This window comes from Bradyrhizobium sp. AUGA SZCCT0158 (genome assembly GCF_018130065.1).
GTDB lineage: Bacteria > Pseudomonadota > Alphaproteobacteria > Rhizobiales > Xanthobacteraceae > Bradyrhizobium.
Genome location: NZ_JAFCME010000030.1, coordinates 16,279 through 36,366 on the forward strand (window position 1 = coordinate 16,279; position 20,088 = coordinate 36,366).

At 63.2% G+C, this 20,088-nt stretch carries 19 protein-coding genes and 1 other RNA gene; 7 read left to right on the forward strand and 13 right to left on the reverse strand.

Translation table 11 applies throughout. The annotated features are described in order from the left end of the window. Positions 1-83 precede the first annotated feature (83 nt). The 4 genes from fba to tkt form a co-directional block, all read right to left on the reverse strand. A complete protein-coding gene (gene fba, locus JQ574_RS29645; protein ID WP_212213221.1) occupies positions 84-1,151 on the reverse strand; it encodes a class II fructose-bisphosphate aldolase in 1,068 nt (355 codons plus the stop codon). Positions 1,152-1,209: 58 nt separating this feature from the next. Beyond that, positions 1,210-2,406 carry a phosphoglycerate kinase gene (locus tag JQ574_RS29650; RefSeq protein WP_212213218.1) on the reverse strand — a complete coding sequence of 399 codons (1,197 nt, stop codon included), beginning with the start codon at positions 2,404-2,406 and terminating at the stop codon, positions 1,210-1,212. Positions 2,407-2,557: 151 nt separating this feature from the next. Further along, entirely contained in the window at positions 2,558-3,565 is a 1,008-nt protein-coding gene (gap, locus tag JQ574_RS29655) for a type I glyceraldehyde-3-phosphate dehydrogenase (protein ID WP_192736872.1), read from the reverse strand. 299 nt (positions 3,566-3,864) lie between these two features. After that, positions 3,865-5,847, reverse strand: coding sequence for a transketolase (gene tkt / locus JQ574_RS29660; protein WP_212213204.1), 1,983 nt, complete (start codon positions 5,845-5,847; stop codon positions 3,865-3,867). A gap of 350 nt (positions 5,848-6,197) precedes the next feature. Here tkt and JQ574_RS29665 point away from each other — a divergent pair, with 350 nt between their 5' ends. Further along, complete coding sequence (locus tag JQ574_RS29665; protein WP_192736870.1) at positions 6,198-6,518, forward strand: DUF4164 domain-containing protein; 321 nt, start codon at positions 6,198-6,200, stop codon at positions 6,516-6,518. Continuing rightward, positions 6,515-6,898 (forward strand): cell division protein ZapA, encoded by a 384-nt coding sequence (locus JQ574_RS29670; RefSeq protein WP_212213202.1) that lies wholly within the window; start codon positions 6,515-6,517, stop codon positions 6,896-6,898. Before JQ574_RS29665 ends, JQ574_RS29670 begins: the two co-directional genes overlap by 4 nt. A 33-nt stretch (positions 6,899-6,931) precedes the next feature. Here JQ574_RS29670 and JQ574_RS29675 read toward each other — a convergent pair whose 3' ends face one another. Next, entirely contained in the window at positions 6,932-7,231 is a 300-nt protein-coding gene (locus tag JQ574_RS29675; RefSeq protein WP_212213199.1) for a BrnA antitoxin family protein, read from the reverse strand. Beyond that, positions 7,212-7,472, reverse strand: coding sequence for a BrnT family toxin (locus JQ574_RS29680; RefSeq protein WP_212213196.1), 261 nt, complete (start codon positions 7,470-7,472; stop codon positions 7,212-7,214). Before JQ574_RS29680 ends, JQ574_RS29675 begins: the two co-directional genes overlap by 20 nt. Positions 7,473-7,636: 164 nt before the next feature. Here JQ574_RS29680 and ssrS point away from each other — a divergent pair. From ssrS to JQ574_RS29705, 5 genes are all read left to right on the forward strand, one after another. Continuing rightward, a non-coding RNA gene (ssrS, locus tag JQ574_RS29685) (6S RNA) lies at positions 7,637-7,798 on the forward strand. Positions 7,799-7,914: 116 nt separating this feature from the next. Continuing rightward, complete coding sequence (locus tag JQ574_RS29690; RefSeq protein WP_212213193.1) at positions 7,915-8,490, forward strand: 5-formyltetrahydrofolate cyclo-ligase; 576 nt, start codon at positions 7,915-7,917, stop codon at positions 8,488-8,490. Between the two features lie 3 nt (positions 8,491-8,493). Beyond that, complete coding sequence (locus tag JQ574_RS29695) at positions 8,494-9,321, forward strand: TIGR00282 family metallophosphoesterase (protein WP_212213190.1); 828 nt, start codon at positions 8,494-8,496, stop codon at positions 9,319-9,321. Positions 9,322-9,342: 21 nt separating this feature from the next. Next, the gene (locus JQ574_RS29700; RefSeq protein WP_212213187.1) at positions 9,343-9,984 is read left to right on the forward strand and encodes a hypothetical protein; all 642 of its coding nucleotides are present in this window, start codon (positions 9,343-9,345) and stop codon (positions 9,982-9,984) included. Between the two features lie 93 nt (positions 9,985-10,077). Beyond that, complete coding sequence (locus JQ574_RS29705; RefSeq protein WP_249119686.1) at positions 10,078-11,859, forward strand: adenylate/guanylate cyclase domain-containing protein; 1,782 nt, start codon at positions 10,078-10,080, stop codon at positions 11,857-11,859. A gap of 5 nt (positions 11,860-11,864) precedes the next feature. Here the strand turns inward: JQ574_RS29705 and ppk2 are convergent, their stop codons facing one another. The 7 genes from ppk2 to JQ574_RS29740 all read right to left on the reverse strand — a co-directional run bounded on the left by ppk2 (position 11,865) and on the right by JQ574_RS29740 (position 19,990). Continuing rightward, complete coding sequence (gene ppk2, locus JQ574_RS29710) at positions 11,865-12,785, reverse strand: polyphosphate kinase 2 (RefSeq protein ID WP_212213184.1); 921 nt, start codon at positions 12,783-12,785, stop codon at positions 11,865-11,867. A gap of 232 nt (positions 12,786-13,017) precedes the next feature. Then, positions 13,018-13,962, reverse strand: coding sequence for a phosphatidate cytidylyltransferase (locus JQ574_RS29715; RefSeq protein WP_212213181.1), 945 nt, complete (start codon positions 13,960-13,962; stop codon positions 13,018-13,020). Continuing rightward, a complete protein-coding gene (locus JQ574_RS29720; RefSeq protein WP_249119687.1) occupies positions 13,959-14,591 on the reverse strand; it encodes a lysophospholipid acyltransferase family protein in 633 nt (210 codons plus the stop codon). The genes JQ574_RS29715 and JQ574_RS29720 overlap by 4 nt, the downstream gene beginning before the upstream one ends. A gap of 77 nt (positions 14,592-14,668) precedes the next feature. After that, complete coding sequence (locus tag JQ574_RS29725) at positions 14,669-16,015, reverse strand: phosphatase PAP2/dual specificity phosphatase family protein (RefSeq protein ID WP_249119688.1); 1,347 nt, start codon at positions 16,013-16,015, stop codon at positions 14,669-14,671. Continuing rightward, a complete protein-coding gene (locus JQ574_RS29730; RefSeq protein WP_212213175.1) occupies positions 16,012-17,763 on the reverse strand; it encodes a bifunctional alpha/beta hydrolase/class I SAM-dependent methyltransferase in 1,752 nt (583 codons plus the stop codon). The genes JQ574_RS29725 and JQ574_RS29730 overlap by 4 nt, the downstream gene beginning before the upstream one ends. 31 nt (positions 17,764-17,794) lie before the next feature. Further along, positions 17,795-18,412 (reverse strand): CDP-alcohol phosphatidyltransferase family protein, encoded by a 618-nt coding sequence (locus JQ574_RS29735; RefSeq protein WP_212213171.1) that lies wholly within the window; start codon positions 18,410-18,412, stop codon positions 17,795-17,797. A gap of 153 nt (positions 18,413-18,565) precedes the next feature. Beyond that, positions 18,566-19,990 carry a methyl-accepting chemotaxis protein gene (locus JQ574_RS29740; protein ID WP_212213169.1) on the reverse strand — a complete coding sequence of 475 codons (1,425 nt, stop codon included), beginning with the start codon at positions 19,988-19,990 and terminating at the stop codon, positions 18,566-18,568. Between the last annotated feature and the right edge of the window lie 98 nt (positions 19,991-20,088).

Below are 20,088 nucleotides of genomic sequence, written 5' to 3' on the forward strand. Positions count from 1 at the left end.
AAACCAAAATAGGCGGTTCTCGGGCAATTGCCTAGAAAACGTTCGTCGCGGCCGGCAGCCTCCGCGGCGGGTTGGCGCGAGGGTCAGGCGACCTTGGGATCGAGCTCGCCCTTGCTGTAGCGCTTGGCCATTTCGGCCGTGGTCAGCACCTTCTTGATCTTGCTGGCCTGGCCCGCGGTGTTGAATTCCTGCAGCCGCTGCTTGCACAGCTTGGTCATCGCTTCCATCGCCGGCTTGAGATATTTGCGCGGGTCGAACTCTTCCGGATTGTCCTTCAGAACCTTGCGGATCTGCCCGGTCATCGCCATGCGGTTGTCGGTGTCGATGTTGATCTTGCGCACGCCGTGCTTGATGCCGCGCTGGATCTCGGAAACCGGCACGCCCCAGGTCGGCTTCATCTTGCCGCCGTTGGCGTTGATGATCTCCTGCAGGTCCTGCGGCACCGAGGACGAACCATGCATCACCAGATGCGTGTTCGGCAGCTTGCGGTGGATCTCCTCGATCACGTTCATGGCGAGGATGTCGCCGTCGGGCTTGCGGGTGAACTTGTAGGCGCCGTGCGAGGTGCCCATTGCGATCGCCAGCGCGTCGACCTTGGTCTCCTGGACGAATTTGACAGCCTCGTCCGGGTTGGTCAGCAGCTGGTCGTGCGACAATTTACCTTCGGCGCCGTGGCCGTCTTCCTTGTCGCCCATGCCGGTTTCGAGCGAGCCGAGCACGCCGAGCTCGCCTTCCACCGAGATGCCGCCGAGATGGGCCATGCCGGTGACGGTCTTGGTGACGCCGACATTGTAATCCCAATCGCCGGGCGTCTTGCCGTCGGCCTTCAGCGAGCCGTCCATCATGACCGAGGTGAATCCGGCCTGGATCGCGGTCATGCAGGTGTCGGGAGCATTGCCGTGATCGAGATGCACGCAGACCGGAATCTGCGGATAGATTTCGGTGACGGCGTCCATCATGTGCTTGAGCATGATGTCGTTGGCGTAGGAGCGCGCGCCGCGCGAGGCCTGGATGATGACGGGCGCATCGACGCTGGAGGCGGCCTCCATGATGGCCAGCGCCTGCTCCATATTGTTGATGTTGAAGGCCGGCACGCCGTAATCATGCTCCGCCGCGTGGTCGAGCAGTTGACGCAACGTAATCCGAGCCATCCGAATTCTCCTTGTATTTACAGCGCCTAAGCGCTCGATCTGCTGTCAGTTGAAGGTACTAGCGAATTTTTAGAACTTCGACACCGGGCAGGGGTTTCCCCTCCATCCATTCAAGAAACGCGCCGCCGGCGGTCGAAACATAGGAAAAATCGCCGGCCACGCCGGCCTGGTTCAGGGCCGCGACGGTGTCGCCGCCGCCCGCGACCGAGATCAGCTTCTTGGCCTTGGTGCGCTCGGCGGCGTGCCTGGCCGATACCATGGTGCCGCGGTCGAACGGCGTCATTTCGAAGGCGCCGAGCGGGCCGTTCCAGACCAGCGTCGCGGCGTCGTCGATCGCAGCGTGGATCCGCGCGATCGATTGCGGGCCGACGTCGAGGATCATGCCTTCGGCCGGAATGGCGTCGAGGCCATAGGCATGCGAGGGCGAATTGGCCGCGAAATGATAGGCGACCACGGCGTCCACGGGCAGGATGATGGCGCAGTTCGCGGCCTCGGCCTTTTCCATGATCCGCAGCGCGGTCGCTGCCAGATCCTTTTCCGCCAGCGATTTGCCGACGCCGACGCCCTGCGCGTGCAGGAAGGTGTTGGCCATGCCGCCGCCGATGACGAGCGCATCGACCTTGCTGACGAGGTTTTCCAACAGATCGATCTTGGTCGAGACTTTGGCGCCGCCGATGATCGCGATCACGGGCTTGGTCGGCGCTTCCAGCGCCTTGCCGAGCGCGTCGAGCTCAGCCTGCATGGTGCGGCCGGCATAGGCCGGCAGCTTGTGGCCGAGACCCTCGGTCGAGGCGTGGGCGCGATGCGCTGCCGAGAACGCGTCGTTGACCCAGATGTCGCCGAGCTTTGCCAACTCGCCGACAAAGGCCGGATCGTTCTTTTCTTCCTCCTTGTGAAAGCGGGTATTTTCCAGGCAGAGGATGTCGCCATCCTTCATCGCGCCGACGGCTTTCTCGGCAGCCTCGCCAATGCAGTCATCGGCAAAGCCAACCGGCTTCTTGATGACCTCCGACAGCGCCGCCGCGACCGGCTTCAGCGACTCCTTGACGTCGCGTCCCTTCGGCCTGCCGAAATGCGCCAGCAGGATGACTTTGCCGCCCTTGCTGGAAATCTCGATGATGGTGGGGGCGACGCGCTCCAGGCGGGTGGCATCGGTAACGCGGCCATTGTCGGTGGGGACGTTGAGGTCGACGCGCAGCAGCACGCGCTTGCCCTTCACGTCGACGTCATCGAGGGTGCGGAATGATTTTGTCATTGGGGCTGTCTCTTGTCCCGGACACTGCGGCGTGAAGCGCCGCTGTGCAGAACCGGGACCCATGGTTGGGCTGGTCGCGGTGCAAATGGGTCCCGGCTCTGCGGAGCAGCGTGAAGAACGCTGCACCGCGTCCGGGACACGAGACTTTAGCTTACAGCAGCTTCCCCATCGCCACGGCGGTGTCGCCCATGCGGTTGGAGAAACCCCATTCATTGTCGTACCAGGACATCACCCGCACCAGCGTGCCGTTCTGCACCTTGGTCTGGTCCACATGGAAGGTGGACGAGTGCGGATCGTGGTTGAAGTCGATCGAGACGTTGGGCGCGGTGGTGTAGCCCAGGATGCCCTTCAGCTCCTGCTCGGAGGCGCGCTTCATCGCTTCGTTGATTTCCTTCACGTCGGTGGCGCGCTTGGCGACGATCTTGAGATCGACCACAGAGACGTTCGGGGTCGGCACGCGGATCGCGACGCCGTCGAGCTTGCCCTGAAGCTCGGGCAGCACGAGGCCGATCGCCTTGGCCGCACCGGTGGAGGTCGGGATCATCGACATCGCGGCGGCCCGGCCGCGGTAGAGGTCGCTGTGCAGGGTATCGAGCGTCGGCTGGTCGCCGGTATAGGCGTGGATCGTGGTCATGAAGCCGGTTTCGATACCGACGGTGTCGTTCAGGACCTTGGCGATCGGGGCCAGGCAGTTGGTGGTGCAGGAACCGTTGGAGACCACGAGATGGTCGCGGGTCAGCTTGTCGTGATTGACGCCGTAGACGATCGTGGCGTCGGCGCCATCCGACGGCGCGGAAACCAGCACGCGCTTGGCGCCGGCGGTCAGATGCGCAGTAGCCTTTGCTTTGGCGCTGAAGATGCCGGTGCATTCCATCGCGATGTCGACGCCGAGTTCCTTCCACGGCAGTTTTGACGGATCGCGTTCGGAGGAAACCTTGATCTTGCCGTTGCCGAGGTTGATCGAGTCGCCGTCGACGGTCACGGTGCCGGGGAAACGGCCATGCACGGAATCGAAACGCAGCAGATGGGCGTTGGTCTCGACCGGGCCGAGATCGTTAATCCCTACGACTTCGATATCCTTGCGGCCGGACTCCGCAATCGCCCGCAAGATATTGCGGCCGATGCGGCCAAATCCGTTGATCGCGACCCGGATTGCCATGCTCGTTTCTCCTTTAATAGCTGGTGTCACCCCCGTGGAATGGTTCCACGGCGGTGCTTACGGCGGATCGCCCGGTTCGGCCGGGCGAGAACGGTCAAGATGAGCTTTTAGGTAGACCTTTTTGCCAACAAGCTCAACCGTCAGCAGCGCGCCGCCGAGTTGAAGTTCCTGCAATGGTTGCGCAGAGCACAGTCAGGAACTTCGATAAGCGGCACACCAAAGTTAGCTGTCGTCTACTGCCCTTTTGTGTCCGAAGTTCGCAGGGCCGCAAATGGCGCGCGAACTTCGGAAACGGGCACCTATAGGCGCTTCAGGGCAGCGTTAACTACAGCCTCGGCAGTAATGCCGAAGTGCTTGTAAAGGTCCTTGGCGGGCGCGCTGGCGCCGAAACCGTGCATGCCTACGAATTCACCATCCTGGCCGATCACGGCGTCCCAGCCCCAGCGTACCGCGGCCTCGATCGCGATCTTGACCGGTGCGTTGCCGATCACGGACTTCTGGCGGTCCGCCGGCTGCGCCAGCAGCAATTCGAGCGAAGGCACCGAAACCACCCGCGACGCGATGCCGCGTTCGGCCAGCTGCTTCTGGGCGGTGACCGCGATTTCGACCTCGGATCCGGAGGCGAACAGCGAGACCTTTGCCTCGCCTTGCGCGGCGACCAATTCATAGGCGCCGTGGCTGCAGGGATTGTCGTTCGGGGCAGTGGTGCGCAATTGCGGCAGGTTCTGGCGGGTCAGCGCCAGCACCGTCGGGCCGTCGATGCGGTTGAGCGCGAGCTCCCAGCATTCGGCAACCTCGACGGCGTCGCAGGGCCGGAACACGCGCATGTTGGGAATCGCGCGCAGCGCCGCCAGATGCTCGACCGGCTGATGCGTCGGTCCGTCTTCGCCAAGCCCAATCGAATCATGGGTCATGACATAGACGACGCCAGCGCCCATCAGCGCCGCGATCCGCATCGCCGGCCGCGCGTAATCGGTGAACACCAGGAAGGTGGCGCCATTGGGCGCAAAACCGCCATGCAGGAAGACGCCATTCATGGCCGCGGCCATGCCGTGCTCGCGGATGCCGTAATGGATGAAGCGACCCTTCGGCGTCTTGGCGGAAAACGCCACAGCCGATTTCGCCTTGTTGTTGTTGGAGCCGGTCAGATCGGCCGAGCCGGCGAGGAATTCCATCGGCATTGCGCCGGCGATCGCCTCGATCGCCGATTCCGAGGATTTCCGGGTCGCGACGTTCTGCGGCGTCTCGAGCAGCTTCTTCTTGTGGTCGCGCAGCGCCTTGGCGAGCGAGGCCGGGCGCTCATGGCGCAGCCGGCGCTCGAATTCGGCGCGCTTGCGCGGACCCAGTTCGCCGAAGACACTTTCCCATTCCTGGCGCGCAGCGGCGCCGCGGCTGCCGGCGGCGCGCCACGCTTTGAGGACGTCGTCAGGCACCGAGAACGGCTCGAGCGAAATGCCGAGCTTTTCCTTGGCGCCCTTCAGCTCTTCGGCGCCGAGCGCCTCGCCATGGGCTTTTGCGGTGCCGGCGCGGGTCGGCGCGCCGAAGCCGATCGTGGTCTTGCAGGCGATCAGCGACGGCTTGTTGGATTTCTGAGCGCGGGTGATCGCGGCGGCGATTGCCTTCGGATCATGGCCGTCGATCAGTTCGGCGGCCCAGCCGGCCGACTTGAAGCGCTTCACCTGGTCGACCGAATCGGCAATCGAAGTCGGGCCGTCGATCGAAATGCCGTTGTCGTCGTAGAGCACGATCAGCTTGTTGAGCTTCCAGTGCCCGGCCATCGCGATCGCTTCCTGCGACACGCCTTCCATCAGGTCGCCGTCGGAGGCGAGCACATAGGTGTGATGGCCGACCACCTTCTTGCCGAACTCGGCCGCGAGCATCTTCTCCGCCAGCGCCATGCCGACCGAAGTCGCGATGCCCTGGCCGAGCGGACCCGTCGTGGTCTCGATACCCTTGGTGTGGAAGTTCTCGGGGTGACCCGGCGTCAGCGATCCGAGCTGACGGAAATTCCGGATCTGGTCGAGCGTCATGTCCTTGTTGCCGGTCAGGTACAGCAACGCATACAGCAGCATCGAGCCGTGCCCGGCCGAGAGGACAAAACGGTCGCGGTCCGGCCACTTTGGTTCGGCGGCGTCGAATTTCAGGAACTGGGTAAACAGCACGGTCGCGATGTCGGCGGCGCCCATCGGCAGGCCCGGATGGCCGGATTTCGCCTTCTCGACGGCATCCATGGCGAGGCCACGAATCGCATTGGCCATACGGGAATGATCGACCTGCGTCATGATGAAAATCCGCTTGAAATGAGGAGGTTGATGTCCGCCCGCCGGCGAACTGCAGTGATGGGGCTGCCCTTCGGCAGAAGGACTTAAGGGCTGGATAGCACCTCAATTCCCGGAGTCCAAGGCTCAGGAAACGCACTTCCGGTGCGAAAGGTTGCTTATCCGTATGATCCGGAAGAGCGGATACCGGGTTTCCACGGGACCGGCGCGAAGCTCGCCCGATCTACCGGTGCATAGCTTCGCGCGGGCGTTGCGCTGTCCTCGCTTGCCACGTAAATTTAGCGGCCTAACCGCTTGCCGAACCGCAGATTTTGCTGAGCGGCCGGCTTAACCGAAGGTGCGCGCTGTCTCTCATGAGCGATCGTCCCGCCAACGGGGCCGGCAACCCCGAGCTCGCCTTTGCCGACATCGACGCTGCAACAAGGCGGCTGATGGCGGCGCTGGATGCGCTGGAAGCTGCGGCCGAGCGGCGGCGCGATGCCGACCGTGACGAGAATGAACTTGCGAGCCGGATCCAGGCACTCGGCGCCGACCGCTCGCGTCTCGCCGACGAACTCGACGGTTCGCTGGTGAAGACCCGGCGGCTGGAGCGCACCAACCGCGAGATATCGGAAAAACTCGACGCCGCGATCGGCACCATCCGCGCCGTGCTGGACGCCGGAGAAAGCTCATGAGCCACATCAACGTCACCATCAACGGCCGGCAGTACCGCATGGCCTGCGAGGAAGGGCAGGAGGTGCGGCTGCTCAAGCTCGCCGAGAGCCTCGAAGCGCGTGTCGAATCGCTGCGCGGCAAGTTCGGCGAGATCGGCGATGCGCGGCTTACCGTGATGGCGGCGCTGACCGTGTGCGACGAACTGCTCGACGCCAACCATCGCATCCGTGCGCTCGAGGAAGAACTCGAAGCCTTGCGCAATGTGCGCGTAGCAGCCACCGATCGCGCTAGGACGACGCAGACTGCGGTCGCCAACGCGCTCAATGCCGCGGCCGACCGCATCGAAAAGACCACGCAAATGCTGAACCGCACCATCGGCGGCGGCGTCGCGATCGGGTGACGGTTTTCTCTAGCAAGGCTTGCCGGGCTCGGCCTAGCCGGCGGCTTTGCGCCGCACAACCTTGACCAGAGCCTCATCAATCCTGCTCTGCCAACCCGGCCCGCCACGCTTGAAGTGATCGATCACTTCCGGGCTTAGTCGGATAGAGACGGGCTTCTTGGTCGGCGCCTTGTTCGGGCCCCGCCCTCTGCGCAACTCCGGAAAGACCTCATAGAAGGGGCGGGCTTTCGCGAAGTCTTCCTTCGTCCACTCCGGATTGTCACTGACTGCGCGCATGTCGCTCGCAGTGTAGCCCTTTTTGGAAGGGCGCTTCTTAGCGGCGGCTTTCTTCATATGCCTTCCTCTCAATGCTGCTGGCGGGGCGCATGCTGATGATGCTGATGGCCTCCTTGCCGTAGTACGCGAAAACGACGCAGATGACTCCGCGGATGTTCACGCCGATGGCGCGGTGGCGATTCCCGAGCGCCGGAAGCACAAACGCCTGATCGAAGAACCTCTCATTGAGGTCTGCGAAGTCCATTCCGTGCTTGGCAAGGTTTGCAAGGCGCTTCGGCTCGTCCCAAATGATTTTCATTGATTAAATCGTATATACGAAATAATCCTGCGTCAATGGCAAAGGTCGGAAGCGAGATGTCAGTGCGATTCCGAGGGGCCCTCTGGGAGAGGGTGCCAACTCATTCGCTTGTGTATCGCGCGTTAGCGCTGGCGGATTGGACCTTTAACGCCTACATTGGGTGGGCGAAGCTGCGTCGCGCGTCAGGAGCCATTATATCCCCGGGGCCTTATCGATCCTTCAGGGAACTGTCCCTGGCCGGGTCCGTGGATCCGGTCATATGGTGCCCACCTACTTTCGTAGGGAACTCCGGGATCGAGCGCTTCAACGGCCTCTGCGGCTTCGCACTTTGTTTCGGTTGATTTTTGCGTCGAGCTTTTACTCTACCGGCTTCACCACCCAGGCCCTGCAACTTTCGCTTCGTCCGTCTTCGCGGGCGATGTTCGGCGGAACAGAACGCTGCATGACGGCAAGTGCTTCGAAAGCAGACCTTCGCGCTGCCGCTTTGGCAAAGCGCGATGCATTGAGCGATGAGCAGCGCGCGGCGGCCGCGCAAGCCCTCGCCAAGCGCGGCCTGCCGTTTGAGATCACGCCGGGCATGGTCGTGTCGGGTTATTCGCCCATCCGCAACGAGATCGACCCGGCACCCTTGATGCGCAAGCTCGCGGAAGCGGGCGCCAGGCTGGCGCTCCCGGCGGTGATGGCGCGCGGCAAGTCGCTGGCCTTCCGTGCGTGGTCCGGGAACGATCGGCTGATGCTCGGGCCACTCGGCATTCCCGAGCCTTCGCCGGCCGCCGCTGAACTCATTCCCGACATCATGTTGATCCCGCTGGCGGCGTTCGACGCCGAGGGGCACCGGATCGGCTATGGCGCCGGACATTACGATTTCACGCTGGAGCATTTGCGCAAGGCGAAGGCCGTTACCGCCGTCGGCACGGCGTTTGCCGTGCAGCAAATAAAGGCGGTTCCGGCCCAGCCGCACGACGTGGCGCTGGATTATGTGCTAACGGAAAAGAAAGTGTTCGATTTCCGGAGCTGAATTTTGCGCATCCTCTTCATCGGTGACGTCGTCGGCAAAACCGGCCGCACCGCCATTTCAGAACATCTCCCGGGCATGGTCAGAGACTGGTCGCTCGATCTCGTCATCGTCAATGGCGAGAATTCGGCCGGCGGCTTCGGCATCACCGAGGCGATCTACCAGGAATTCCTCGACGCCGGCGCGGATGCGATCACGCTCGGCAACCACGCCTGGAATCAGAAGGAGGCGCTGGTGTTCATCGAGCGCGCGCCGCGCCTGATCCGCCCCTTGAACTTTCCGCGCCATACGCCGGGCCGCGGCGCCGCACTGATCGACACCAAGAACGGCAAGCGCGCGCTGGTCATCAACGCCATGGGCCGCGTCTTCATGGAGCCGCTCAACGATCCGTTCAACGCGGTCGGCAAGGAGCTCGACGCCTGTCCGCTGCGTGAAGCCGCCGACGCCATCGTGGTCGATTTCCATGGCGAGGCGACCAGCGAGAAACAGGGTATGGGATTCTTCTGCGACGGCCGCGCCAGCCTCGTGGTCGGCACCCATACCCATGTGCCCACCGCCGATCACCAGGTGCTGCCCGGCGGCACCGCCTATATGAGCGACGCCGGCATGACCGGCGATTACGATTCGATCATCGGCATGCAGAAGGAAGAGCCGCTGCACCGGTTCGTCACCGGCATTCCCTCGGGCCGTTTCGAACCGGCGTTCGGTGTCGCGACACTAAGCGGTGTCGCGGTCGAAACCGACGATGCCACCGGGCTGGCGCTGCGAATAGCGCCAGTGCGGGCGGGCGGCAGGCTGGAGCCGGCGGTGCCGGGATTTTGGACCGGCCACTGAACGGGCGTGCGAGAAGGTGTGATGCAAAGGTTTCTGGTCTTCCTGCTCGCGTTGTTGCTGTCGCAGCCGGCGTCCGCGCAAAAGCTCACCCAGCGCCCGGTATCGCAGAACCCGGTATCGCCCGAAGACATGGCCGGGCGGCTGGAGAAGTCCGCGATCGACACGGCGAAGGTCGCGCCGAAGGGCGCGGCACGAGGATCCTCGGTGGATTTCTCCTGGGCCTCCAGTGCGGAAGAACACCGCGCGCTGGCCAAGCATGTGCTCGTGCTCGTCAGCGTGGTGACGCAGGACCAGGCCGAGCTGCCGCTGCGCCGGGTCTATGTCAACATCGACGGCCGCGAAACCGAACTGGTAAGGTTGAGCAGCCAGCTCAGCGGCGTCCGGAAAGGCTCGAAGACCTATTCGATGCTCGGGCCTTATCGTGAGGACGGCTTCTACCTCGCGCCCGCCGGCAGCATGATGGCGGACGGCTATCTGCAGGCCGATTTCGCGGTGCGGCGGAACGGCTTCAATCTCTACAAATTGCCGGGGACGCCACCGGATTTCATCAAGGCGGACAGCAATCCGGTGCCCGGGCCCGACGCCAGGCCGGAAACGCCGGTGCTCAAGGCGATGCTGCTGCGCGAGTACAAGGGCTTCGAATTGCCGGCAGGCCTGCGCTAGATTCCGGCGATGCCCGCCTTTTGGTGAGCTGGCGTGCGCTACCTTGCCATGCTTTGATGCAACCGGACGGATCGTTTCGATCGTGGAGGTTGTTTGGCCAGCGAGCGCTTGGAACGGCGGTTGGCGGCGGTGGTGGCGGCTGATGTCGCCGACTACGGCCGTTTGATGCGCGTGGACGATGCGCGGACGCTGACCGACCTGAAGAGTGCCAGAAGGACCCTGATCAACCCGGCCGTTACGGCGCATCGCGGCCGCATCGTGAAAACCGTCGGCGGCGAGATGCTGGTCGAGTTCGCCAGTGCCGTCGACGCGGCGCAGTGCGCGATCGAAGTCCAGCGCGGCATGGCGACGCAGAACGCCGCCGTGCCGCAGGACAAGCGCATCGAATTCCGCATCGGCATTCATCTCGGCGACCTCATGATCGACGAGAGCGATATTTTCGGCGACGGCGTCAACATCGCCGCGCGGCTTGAGAAGCTGGCCGAGCCCGGCGGCATCTGCATCTCCGACGACGCGCACCGGCAAATCCGGGGCAAGGTCGGCGCCAACTTCGATGACCTCGGCGCGCAGACCCTCAAGAACATCACCGAGCCGATGCGGGCATGGCGAATCCGGATCGGCGGCGAGACGCCTTCCGTGGCCGCCCTCTCGAACAATCCGGTCCCGTCCAGCCCGCCTCCTGCGCTTCCCGATATGCCGTCGATCGTGGTGCTGCCGTTCCAGAACATGAGCGGCGATCCCGAGCAGGAGTATTTCGCCGACGGCATGGTCGAAGAGATCATCACCGCGCTGTCGCGCTTCAAATCGCTGTTCGTGATCGCGCGCAATTCGAGCTTTACTTACAAGGGCAAATCCGTCGATATCAAGCACGTCGGGCGCGAACTCGGCGTGCGCTATGTCCTCGAAGGCAGCGTCCGCCGGGCGGGCGACAGGGTTCGCATTTCCGGCCAGCTGATCGAGGCCGCGACCGGCACGCATATCTGGGCCGACCGGTTCGATGGCGGGCTGGAGGACGTATTCGGCCTGCAGGATCAGGTGACGACCAGCGTCGTCGGCCTGATCGCGCCTCGGCTCGAACAGGCCGAATTCGAGCGCGCGCGCCACAAGCCGACCGAGAAGCTCGACAGCTACGATCATTATCTGCGCGGTGCGGCGCTGCTGCATCACCGCTCTTCGCTGGTCGACGCATACGGGTTCTTCAGGAAAGCCATCGAACTCGATCCGGAATACGCGGCGGCGCACGCCATGGTGGCCTGGACGTGGATGGCCCGGCAGGCCGTCGATGGCCTGCCGCTCGCCGCCGAAGATCGCGCCGAAGCCATCCGGCATGCACGGCTGGCGGCGCGACTCTCGGAAGAAGATGCGTTCGTGCTGTCACGTGCCGGTCACGTCCTGACCTATCTCGGCCACGAATATGACTATGGCGTTTCCCTGGTCGAGCAGGCGGTCGCGCTCAATCCGAATCTCGCCATCGTGTGGTATTCGCGCGGATGGGTCTCGCTGATGTGCGACGAGACCGAGCGCGCGATCGAGAGCTTTGACCGCATGATCAGGTTGAGCCCGCTGGATCCCTTGCGGATCAGCGCCTGGGACGGCGCCGCACACGCCCTGTTCTCGCTCGAACGCTATGAGGAAGGCTGTGTCGCGGCGATGAAGGCGATGCAGTTCAACGTCAATGCCCATACGCTGGGGGCGTTGATCATCAACGCGGTGCGCGCCGGCCGGATCGAGGAAGCGCAAAAAGCGGTCAGCCGGCTCTTGAAGATTCAACCCGGTTTTCGGACGTCTCACGTGGCGGAGGCCTATCCCGTCCGCCGCGCCAAGCGGCAGGACGAGATATCAGCAGCACTGCGCGACGCGGGTTTGCCGGACTAGCTCGTTTAGTAGCGCGCCGGCACGTACATCTCCGGCGGGACCGGGCCGCGCTGGTAATCCGGATTGCGCACGCGCGCTGGCAGGATGACGGGGGCCTGCGGGACCTCGCTGTAGGGAATCTGTTCAAGCAGATGGGCGATGCAGTTCAGCCGCGCCCTCTTCTTGTCGACGGCCTCGACCAGGTGCCACGGCGCTTCCGGAATATGGGTGCGCTCCAGCATCGCCTCCTTGGCCTTGGTGTATTGCTCCCAGCGGCTGCGCGCCTCCACGTCCATCGGGCTCAGCTTCCACTGCTTGAGGGGATCGCGGATCCGCATCGTGAAACGCAGATGCTGCACCTCGTCGGTGATCGAGAACCAGTATTTGATCAGGATGATGCCGGAACGCACCAGCATGCGTTCGAATTCCGGCACCGAACGGAAGAACTCCTCGACGTCGGCTTCGCTGCAAAATCCCATCACCCGCTCGACGCCGGCGCGGTTGTACCAGCTGCGGTCGAACAGCACGATCTCGCCGCCGGCCGGCAGATGCGAGACGTAGCGCTGGAAATACCATTGGGTGCGTTCGCGCTCGTTCGGCGCCGGCAGCGCGGCGACCCGGCAGACCCGCGGATTCAGCCGCTGCGTGATGCGCTTGATGACGCCGCCCTTGCCGGCTGAATCGCGTCCCTCGAAGATGACAACCACCTTCAGCTTCTGGTGCTGCACCCAGCTCTGCAGTTTGACGAGTTCACCCTGCAGGCGGAACAGTTCCTTGAAATAAAGGTGACGGTCGACGGTTTTCTCTGATGTATCGCCCTCGAATTCGGTGGTCAGCGCGTCGAGGAGGTCGTCGTCGATCTCGAGTTCCAGTTCCTCATCGAAACTGTCCATCATTTCCGCGTGGATGCGGTCATGGATCGAGCCATTCAGTGGTTTTTCGGTCATCGAGGTACTCCGCCCAAGAAAGCGTAAAGGAAATGCACAGCATCACCGTTAGTTTCAAATGCGCATGTCAGCGGTGTGACAGCGCACGCCGGGCAAAGCGTTTTCGAGCGAAGCATGCCCTCTTGATGCGGGGGTGACTGCGGACATGCAAAATCGACGCGAATGATCCATCGCCGGCCTTTGCCAATCGCCAATCAAAAGCCAGTGATGCGGTTGGTCGTTTTCCGCTTTTTTAAATTGTCCACCAGTAGCGGGTGATGTGGAAGAAGATCGGTGCGGCAAAAATCACCGAGTCGAGACGGTCGAGCATGCCGCCGTGGCCCTCGATCATGTGCCCCCAGTCCTTCACTCCACGGTCACGCTTGATCGCTGACATGACGAGACCGCCGAGGAACCCCATAAGGTTGATAATCAGCGCCATAATCCCTGCCTGCCAAGGCTCGAACGGCGTGATCCACCACAGGGCGGCGCCGATCAAGCTCGCGCTCGCAACTCCGCAGACGAATCCCTCGACGGTCTTCGAGGGCGAGAGCAACGGTGCGATCTTGCGGCTGCCCAGCAGCTTTCCCCAGACGTACTGAAGGACATCGCTCGATTGCACCACCAGTACCAGGAACGCGATCAGCAATACCTGACGCCCTTCATAGTCCGGGATCGGCAGGGTGAGCAGAGCCGGTACGTGGGAGATACAGAAGACGCAGATCATCAGGGCCCACTGCACTTCCGCCACCCGTCGCATGAAGTTCGTCGTGTCGCCGCGCAGCGCCGCGACGATTGGCAGCAGCAGGAAGGCGTAGACCGGGATGAGGATCGAATAGAGGCCGTACCACTCGATCCAGACAAGATAGTATTGCAGCGGCAGCACGATGAAGAACGCCGCGCCCAGCGCATAGTGATCGCCACGGCGCGTCGGCAGCAGCGTTATAAATTCGCGCAGCGCCGTGAACGATGCGAATGCGAAGAGCGCGATCAGGCCCGCCTTGCCGAAGGCAAAGGCGAAGCTGATCACGCAGACCATGACCCACCAGGCCTTGATACGGGTGTTGAGATTGTCGATGACGGCGTTCGGGCCCTCGGCCGCGTACCGGCGCTGGAGCAGGAAGCCGATCAAGGACGCGACGATGAGGACGACGACGATGCCGCCGAACAAGGCAAGCGTTTGCTCGGTGACCGTCATTGCGCGGCCGCCCTCGCTGCAGCCGCGGCGAGCAGAGCCGCGCGCGCTCGCCGGAGAAAGGCGGACTTGTCCTCCTGCGCCGAAATCGTGAGCGGGACTCCGAACGTCACCGTGCACAGCAAGGGGATAGGAAATACCTCGCCCTTCGGCATCATCCGGTTGAGGTTTTCCAGCCATACCGGCACCAGCTCGACCTGCGGCCGCGCCATCGCGAGATGGTAGAGCCCACTCTTGAACGGCAGCAGTCGCTCATCGGTCACGTTGCGGGTGCCCTCGGGAAACATGATCAGCGAAGCGCCCGCATCGAGCGCATCCGTCATCAGCTTCATAGGGTCGCCGTTGCGCGCCGCCCAATTGCGGTCGATCAGCACCGAATGGAAGACGCGGTCGGCGAAGAAGCGGCGGGTCGCGTTTGCGTTCCAATAGCCCGATCCCGCAACCGGCCGCGTGTTTCGTCGCATGACAGGTGGCAGCACCGTCCAGACCAGCACCGAATCACCATGACTGGTGTGGTTGGCGAAGTAGACGCGGGAGCGCGCGTCTGGCGCGCAGCCCTGCCACTCGGCTCGCACGCCGGTGACCCCGCGCGCAAGGAGGGTTACGGCCGTGCCAAACAACATGTCGATCATCGACCATGCCCGCATTTTCAAGAGACGAGCGCCACTGCTGCTGCGGACAGCAGGATAGCCCCCTGAATCACCGCTGTTCATGGGGTGTTGCCTCGTGCCGCGTGCTCGATGGCCTGCAGCGCGTCCGCGCCCAGGACGATTCGCGGCCGCACTCGGCGCACGCGCTCGACCGCATCCTGGATGCTTGAGGCACGACCTGTGACCAGCAGCCAAACCGCTACCGCCGATGCGCTGCGCGAATAGCCGAGCGCGCAGCAGACGAGAACCGCGCCGCTCGCGCGCGTCCGCTCGATCATGGCAGCCGCTTCCCGCAGGGTGGACGGCGGCGGCGCCACCAGATCGAGCGCCGGGTATGCGTGCCAGCCGTCGTGAGCGCGCAGCGCCGGCATCTCGGCGCTCAGGTCCACGATTGACGCAAACGTCCTGGAATCGCCCCTGGAGGGCATTCGGCCGATCGCTACGCCATCGTCAACCGCCGCCTGCGTCGGCTCGTTGCGCGTCCAGATGCGGGAATTGATCCAGGCGCCCGCCAGATACGGTGCAAGCAGAAGGCGCACCGCAAGGCTCATGCGTCCATCCGCTCCTTTCTGGAAACCAGCGGCGCCGAAGACGGCGTAATTTGCTGCCACAAAGGCAAGTGCGAGCGCTGGCCAGAACAGCCACCAACCGGCCCCGCCGGTAAGCAATGCCGCGCCGGCGAAAACCAAAGCTCCGGCGGCGTAGTGGATTGCTAGCCGGCGCCTTTGTGGATCGCGCGTGAGCGCGAAAACCGAGATCGGGGTCGGCCCGCGATCCGGCCAAAGCCAGAGGCAGAACAACCCGAGCAGCGCGCCGGTGGGAACGTCGATGAAGTGATGCTGATAGGTGGTGAGCACTGAAGCGCCGACTAGGGCGAACCATGGGTGGAGCAGATATAGCGCCCAGCGCGGAAGATGGCGGGCATAAAGCACCCAAAGGATAACCAGCAGAGCGATATGCAGCGAAGGAGCCTGGTTGAACGGCTTGTCGAAGCTCGTCAAGGCTGCGAACAGAAAGCCGGGCAGCCCGACCGTCTCGGGTTGGGTGAAGGTAAAACGCAACGGAAGCAGGATGAAGCAGATAACCGCAACGACCTGTGCCGTCAGGAGGCGGCGGCCATGCGTGTCAAGCTCGTCCCGGCTCGCGCAGACGAACAACGACAGGCCGTAGAAGGCGTTGATCGACCAGTATGGAATAATCGTCCAGCCAAGGAACGGGATGGCGTGCTCCCAGCCGAAGACGATCGAAGGCACCCCCGGACGCAACAACGCGAGCCAGTTGGCAGCACCGTAGGTGAGGTAGAAGAACGGCGTGAGAAAACACAACCATGCGAAGGCGCGGCGCCACGGCCGCTCCGGGACGCTTTCCCGGGTTGTGGTAGTTGGTGAGCTCTCCGTAACGGTCACGGTCCGACCCGCTGCGCAAGCGACACGGTGAAGATGCCCCATTCGTCGATGCGCTGTTCGATCTTGCGGAAGCCCGCCGCCTCCACGAGTTGATCCATCTCGCCCTGGGTACGCCGACGCATGATCCACGCTTGCCCCTCTCGGTGGCTGGTGAGCGCCCGGGCGATCAGTTCGATCTGCGGATGCCAGGGTTGGCCGGTGTAGAGCAGATAACCACCGGGTTCGATTGCCGCCGCAAGTCCTGCCAGCGAACGGCCGACCATTTCGTTATCAGGAAACAGCTCGTAGAGACCAGATACGATGCCCATCGTCGGCTTCGGCTGCACAGCGGCCAAATCGTCGCGATCAAAAGCGTCGCCCTTGACGAAGGTGGCGACGTCCACGAGGCTTTTCTCGGCAATCAGCTTCGCGCCCGCCTCGACATTGATGTCGCTGTAATCGCGCAACAGAATTGAAGCCGGTTTCGTCCGCACGCCATCGAGCGCTTCGAGCACATAGCGCCCGTGCCCGGCAGCAATGTCAATCACGCGAATCGGAACATTGTTCTCGCCAAGGCGCGCCATCGCGGCGCGCAGCAGTTCTTCCAGGTGCCGCTTGCGCTGGCGGATGCCGCGCCAGCCGATTGCACCGAGATAGTTGCGGTCGATCAGGCGGCCGAGTACGCCCTTGCCCTGCGGCGCGTTGCGGTAGACGTAGTCGAGGGTCGAGCCGGAGTCGAAGCCGGTGCGATGGCCAAGCGCGATGCCATTCGAAAGCAATCCGCCGATCCGCATGCTTAGACGCGTCAGCGCCCAATATAGCCCGCGCGGCGAAATCATCGGCAACGGCGAGGCCAACGCGTCGGCCTCTTCGCGGGTATAGCCCATGCGGTGGGATTCGAGCAGGATCGGCCGGTTCAAGGGTTCAGCGAAGCGATCGAGGATGAAACGACGTAACTTGGTGACCGCGGTGGCACGGCCGAACTCGCCGAGTGTGTCGTGATAAAATCCCGGAAGGATATGGCGCTCTTTGATCGGCGTTCCGAGCCGCTCGAAGAAGCGGTGTTGCGGCGCGTGATGCACGACCCAGTCGGCGCCGGAGATCAACAATTGGGTCGGCACCGTGATTGCACGCGCGTCGGTCACGACACGCTCTGCGGTCTCATAAAGGCCCAGCAGGATATTGACGGCAATTGGGCGCGTAATCAGCGGATCGGCACGGTATGACTCGATCCGTGCGGGGTCATGGGTGAGGAATTGCGGCTTAACGTAGGAGTTGACGAAGAATTTTCCACGCCAGGCGTGCTGCAACTTGAGGCCGAGGCGCGCGAACGGCACATAGAGCTTCACCTTGAAGGCGGGCGAGGCCAGCACCATGCAGCGGATCTTTGGTGCATAGTCGTGCACCCACGCCGCAATCAGCACCGCGCCAACGCTCTGTGCGATGACCGCCATGTCCTCGACGGCGATGCTGTAGGTTGCCGCTATATGATCGACGAACGTCTGCACGTCGCGCACGGAGGTGCCGAGACTAGGGCTGTAGCCGCGTTCTCCGGGTGAGCGCCCGTGACCGCGCGCGTCCCAAGCAAACACGGCGAAGTCGGGAAGGTCGAACTCATCGGCGAGATGGGCCATGCGGCCAGAATGCTCGTGGCCGCGGTGGAAGAGGAGGATCGCGCCTTGCGGCTTTTCGGACACGGCAGGCCAATGCCGGTAAAACAACGAGACGCCATCGTGCGTTTGAAATGTATTTTCGTGAACGGCGCGCATCGAGAACTCCGATAAGCCGGCTACGTGACACTTACCCTATACGGCCGTACCCGCCTTCGGCGAGGCCGGCGCGAACGCGGTTGACCGTTGTGACGAGCAGAAGAAGCCCGATCGCCGGCATCAGCCAGAACAGCGGGCCCGGCAGTGCTCCGCCAAAGCCGATCCAGCAAGCAAGCGTACCAAAGACGAGAGCGCGGTCGCTCTTGCCGAGCGGGCCGTCATAGCGGCGCGACGCGCCGGCCAGCGGACCAAGCACACCAGCAAACTCCGCCAGGATAGAAAGAAAGATCACCGTCACAACGTCGATCGGACCGAATGGCGCGACGGTCGCGAACGGCGCATAGAGCGCAGCGTCGGAGACCACATCGCCGATTTCATTGAGATAGGCGCCGAGCCTGCTCTTTTGACCGAATTCGCGCGCTAACATGCCGTCGATGGCGTTGAGCGCCATGCGAACGAACAGCCACAGTGGCATCAATAGGAAGACGAGCCTTTCGTCGGCTTTCCACATGACGATGCAAGCGATCGCCACCGATCCCGCGGTCGCCACAACGGTGACGGCATTCGCCGTGATGCGATTTGCGGCGAGCCACGCGACCAGCGGACGCAGAAATGTCTGGAAGCGCGGCTTAAGAGCGTAAAGAGACATATCTACCGTTGTTCGACAGAGACCGCTTTCAGCCCGAACAATGGCATTCATTTCCTACTGAAATGTATGTTACAGCAGAGCTTTTCTAGGGGTTGTGCGATTTTGTATCTGCGCCCTGCGGTATACCGCCCGGAGGTCGCCGAACGACCACATCTAGCTCTGCCGAAATCCCATGCGGAAGGCGCCCCAATGGCGGCCGCGCACGTGGATGGGGGAGGAGAGGTCCTTCATCAGCACGAAATTGCCGCCGCCCATGTCGCGGCGGTAGGTCTGCAGCAGGAACGGTTTTGTGTTCGCCGCCACCTTCTTCACCGCGCGGTCGCTGAACAGGCGGCGGTTGCGGCAATTGGCGTTGTTCCAGACAGGGTCGTGCCCCTGTGGCAGGCGGTAGTTCGGATTGTGGGTCGGCAGATAGCCGCCTTTGGCCCAGGCGACGCAGAACACGATGCGCGGATCGCTCTTCTGGATCGGATCCTGGATGGAGGGCAGGACGCGGTCGGTGAAGGCGACATAGTCGGTCAGATATTGCTTCGGATCGGTACCTGATATTTCGCGGTATTTCTCGTCCATCAACTGCTCGACCGTGATCTCGCCGCGCGCGACGGCGGCCTCGAACGCGTCGGAAATCTGCTTTGCGGTATCCATCACCACGCGGATCAACGGCGCATCCGCCGTCTCGACGCCGCTGTCGGCGATCAGTACGATCAGGCCTTCCGACAGTTCGAGCAGCTTCGCGACCCGTCCGTCGGCCTGCTTCAGCTCGCTGGAAGACAAATCGACGCCCTGGGCAAGTTGGCCGAGTTCCTCGATCACGCGGTCGCAATGGCCGAGATTGGACGTCGCGGCCCTGGCGACGCCGTCGATCTCATAGCCTACGGACGCGATGCCCTGATGCACGCGCGCGATGATGCCGCTGATCTGCTGTGCGCCTTCACTAGCGCTCTTGGCGCGGAGCGAGGCGTCGCTGCTCTCGCCGATCAGGCTGCCGATCTGGCCGTCGAGATCGCGCATGGTATCGGAAATCTGCTGCGTGGCCTGGCGAGTTCCTTCCGCGAGACTCTTCACTTCGTTCGCGACCACGGCAAAGCCGCGGCCGGCGGTTCCGGCGCGCGCCGCCTCGATCGTGGCATTGAGCGCCAGAAGGTTGGTCTGCTTCGCAATCGCCTCGATCGAGCCGGAAACTTTTGCGACCTGCGACAGGGCCGAGCCGACGGTGCTGAGCCGGGCCTCGATGCGGCCGACCGCTTCGACGAGTTCGGCGATGTGCTGGACGGCCGTATCCACCGCGCTGCGCGACTGAACGATCTCTCCGACGGCGGCCGACGTGGTCGATTGCACCGCCTGCGATGCATTGGCGATGTCGCGGTTGGCCGAGACCATCGTCTGGGCCGTCTTCTGCAAGTGGTGGAACCGGTCCGACTGGTTCGCGACGCGGCTTGCGACCTCCTGGACGTTGCCGGCGATGTCGGCAAGCTCCACGCCGAGCCCGCCGATGCGGTCGGCAAGCTGGTCAATCAGTCGTTCGGCAAGTGTCTGGTTGGATTGAGTGTCCAGGACTGCACGCTGCACAAAGGACATGCTCAAGCTTTCTCCAGTCAGAGCCGACGATCGGCTCACCGCGGCGAGCGCATTCCAGTTTCAAGTCTAGAATGCGATTCGCGCCTTGCGTCTTGCCT